This is a genomic window from Streptomyces botrytidirepellens, assembly GCF_003721215.1.
GTDB lineage: Bacteria > Actinomycetota > Actinomycetes > Streptomycetales > Streptomycetaceae > Streptomyces > Streptomyces himastatinicus.
In genome coordinates this window covers 1-3,112 of record NZ_RIBZ01000072.1, presented here as the reverse complement: position 1 = coordinate 3,112, position 3,112 = coordinate 1, and the positions used below count along the sequence as shown (strand labels likewise).

At 71.8% G+C, this 3,112-nt stretch carries 4 protein-coding genes; all 4 read left to right on the top strand.

Going from position 1 to position 3,112, the window contains the following annotated elements:
- The first annotated feature begins 219 nt into the window (after nt 1-219).
- On the top strand, nt 220-624 hold the full coding sequence (locus tag EEJ42_RS05490; RefSeq protein WP_123098866.1) for a hypothetical protein: 405 nt from the start codon (nt 220-222) through the stop codon (nt 622-624).
- A gap of 563 nt (nt 625-1,187) precedes the next feature.
- Nucleotides 1,188-1,556: a hypothetical protein gene (locus EEJ42_RS05485; RefSeq protein ID WP_123098865.1), complete on the top strand. Its 369-nt coding sequence runs from the start codon at nt 1,188-1,190 to the stop codon at nt 1,554-1,556.
- Between the two features lie 394 nt (nt 1,557-1,950).
- Complete coding sequence (locus EEJ42_RS05480) at nt 1,951-2,205, top strand: hypothetical protein (RefSeq protein ID WP_246096098.1); 255 nt, start codon at nt 1,951-1,953, stop codon at nt 2,203-2,205.
- A 399-nt stretch (nt 2,206-2,604) separates the two neighbouring features.
- Nucleotides 2,605-3,006: a hypothetical protein gene (locus tag EEJ42_RS05475; protein WP_148081856.1), complete on the top strand. Its 402-nt coding sequence runs from the start codon at nt 2,605-2,607 to the stop codon at nt 3,004-3,006.
- The last annotated feature ends 106 nt before the right edge of the window (nt 3,007-3,112 follow it).

The following is a 3,112-nucleotide window of genomic DNA, read 5'->3' as shown; positions in this document are numbered from 1 at the left end:
CAGCCGGGGGCACGCCCCACACGAAGCCACCCCCGGCTTCGTGTGCTTGTGAGCGCCCGGCAGGCCGGGCCGCTCCCCGTGCGGCCCCTCGTTCCTGCACCGCGCGGCCCGGCCGCCCTCGTCCCCACCCGCCACTCGCTCAGGGAGCTTTGCTGTGACCACGCTTGTTCAGCCCGCGCGGACCGTGACCGCCCACNGCTTGTTCAGCCCGCGCGGACCGTGACCGCCCACATCGACACCAGTACTCCCCGGCCCGCCACCCCGCACAACACGCCCGCCCGCCGCCCGTACGCCGCCGAGACGCCGCTCCGGTCCGCTGCCCTGGCCGCGTACCAGGCCGCCCGACAGGCATCCCTCAGCCACGCGCCCCGCAACCTGATCACCCTCACCCACCACCTCCACACTCTCGAACCCCTCAGCCCCACCGCGCTGCGCGACGAGGTCATCGAAACGCACGACGATGTTGACCAGGCGTGGGAGGCCCTGAACACCGCCCACACCCTCACCGGCCGCAACAACGCCACCGCGAAGGCACACGCCGCCGTGGAGCGGGCCCGGGCGGTCACCCTGGCCATCGAGCCGCACGCCGAGGAACTGTCCGCTCACGGCGACCGCCAAGTCTGACCTCCCCAGCGCCGCCAGCCGGTCGGTGCGGGCAGGCGCCGCCCGTCGGCCCGGGTGAACGGGCGCCGCGGTGATCTGGGCGTACGAGCACCAGGCTGCGGTGTGCTCGCTTGTCGCCCCCGTCGTCGCTGAGCCAACCGCCCTTGTCCGCCGCGACCGTCCGTGGGCCGGTTCCCTGGCGGAGAGCCACCGGCGTATTCGAAAAACTGAGCTGCCGGTGCATTGGAATTCGGCACCCCGGCCCGCCGCTGCGCTTCCTCCAGTGCGCGGCGGGCTTCGTCATTTCCCGGACACCGCAGGCTCGCATCGTCTCGATGCCCAGCTCTGACTGCTGCGAGCGCCCTGTCTGCTTCCGGTCATCAGGCCGGGTGGCGCCGGGGTTGCGCGGCTTGGCCAGGTCCCCGGCAGCGTTGTCGGTGCCGGCGCGACAACCCCACGCGCCTCCTCCCCGCACAGCCTCCTCGAAGGTGCCGGAGGAGCGGCACCAGCTACGCCGGATGTGTGGCGAGGTCGCCGTATCGACCCGGCAAGTCCGTTTACCGAGCGAAGAAAGAGTGATTCACATGTCACTGACCGATATTCTGCTGGCCGTCTCCTGGGCGGGCGGAGTAGTGGCCATGCTGGCCGCAGGGGTCATCACTTCCAAGGGCCGGAAGCACCGGGACGAGCCTCTCATCCCTTGCCAGATGGTCAAGGGCGGTCTCCTCTACGCAGCAGCGGCGGCACTGATCTCCGTTTCGGTGACCCACGCGGTGATGCGGAACGAGACGCTGTCGGCGCTCCTCCTGGCGGTCGTCATGGCCGTCCCGCTGGGCATGGCCGGAGGCTTCCTGACGCTCGGCCTGCGCCAGCTCCGGCAGAACCAGGTATCGCCTCGCGCCGCCCGCGGTAGCGCGCAGGATTCCGGCGGCGACGCCAGCGACCTGACCTGACCCACTCCTGCGCCAGGCCTGTCGTCCGCCCTGACCGGTGTGTGGTGGTGTGGGGGCCGACGGTGCCCGGCCCCAGGCCGCACCGGCCGGACGTGCACGCTCCGCCCCCGCCGTTCTCCGGCGGGGGCGGAGCGTTTCCACATGCCTGCACCCGTTTTCAGCGCCGCGCGGCCCGCATTGCCGTCCCGGCTGGCCGTCCCCGCGCGGCCCAACCAGGGGTTGTGGTGCTAACTCTGTCGCGGTCCAGAGTCGGCGCAGCCGGTCACGCCCCGCGCAGACCCCCTCTGTACGGCGGTGAGCGACCGGCAAGCCGGGCCGCGCCGCATGCGGACCCTCGTTCCCGCAGCGCGCGGCCCGGCCACACCCTTCGCCCACCACGCTAGGGGGCCCGACCGTGACCACGCCCCGCCCGCGCCCGGTGACCGTCACCGCCCGGATCGAGGACAACCTCGACGCCGACACCACGCCCGCCGACTTCTTCGTGCCCGGCGCCCGCTACTACGACGGAGACCCCTACAAGGCCCCCGAGGAGACGCACACCTTCCAATGCGAGCACATCGCCACCCACCCCGCCCCGGCGCCGGTCCGCGTGCTTTTGGCTTCCTGCGCAACAACGCCCCCGACGCCGACTGGTTCTCCGTCGCCCTGAGCGAGGACGACTTCGGCAGGTGGACCCGCATCCCCGACACCCCCACCGCGCAGACCGGCGACACCACGCCGACGACCCACGCCACGCCCTGACCACCGGCTGAGGCCACCGGTCACACACCTCCGCGGCCCCGCTCCGGGCACGCCCCCAGGCCGGGGCCGCCGGGATGCCCCCGTACACCCACCGGCTCGCCCCGTTGCCGCCCGCTGAGCGGGAGAGCGTGGGTTGTGTCGCTTACCCCGCAGTGGGCGAAGGTGAGTTCAGCCGGTGAAGGCCCCGCATGAACCTGCTTCTCGTGCGGCGGTGAGCGACCGGCCAGGCGGGCCGTGCCGTGCACAAGCCCTCTACCGCACGGCCCGGCCCCGACCCCAAGCCGTCCAGCCGAGTCAAGGAGTGCTCATGGCCCCTGCTTCCCGCCCCCAGATGTCCCGCTACGGGAAATGGGTGTTCAACATCGACAGGGCTCAGAACCTCTTGGAGGAACAGCCCCGCGCCGTCGTACAGACCCCTGTTGCCGACTGGGTAGCCCGCTACCACCTGCATCTGCTCAAGCCGGGCTCTGAAGGCAAGACCTGGTACCCGATCTTCGGCCCGGACCAGTCCCACTTCAGCGCCGAACACGCGATGCAGACCGACCTCGACGAGCCAGTGATCATCGCCACGATGGAGTTCGACGGCGAGCGGGCCCTGCTGCTGATCGATGGCCTCCACCGCATGTACCGGGCGATGATCGAAGACCGGTCGACGCTGCCCGCGTTCATCCTGACCGTCGCCGAAACCACGGAAGTCCGCGTCCACTGACGAGGCGTGCCGCGCTGTGACCACCGGCACCTTCTCTGACGGCCCCGCCCCGCAGGTGCGGTCGAGCCCCCGGCCGCCGGGCCGCCCCCGCGCCCTCCCCCGGCCG

Coding starts and splice junctions, on each gene's coding strand:
- EEJ42_RS05485 (WP_123098865.1), top strand. CDS start 1,188: ATGTCACTGACCGATATTCTGCTGGCCGTCTCCTGGGCGGGCGGAGTA.
- EEJ42_RS05475 (WP_148081856.1), top strand. CDS start 2,605: ATGGCCCCTGCTTCCCGCCCCCAGATGTCCCGCTACGGGAAATGGGTG.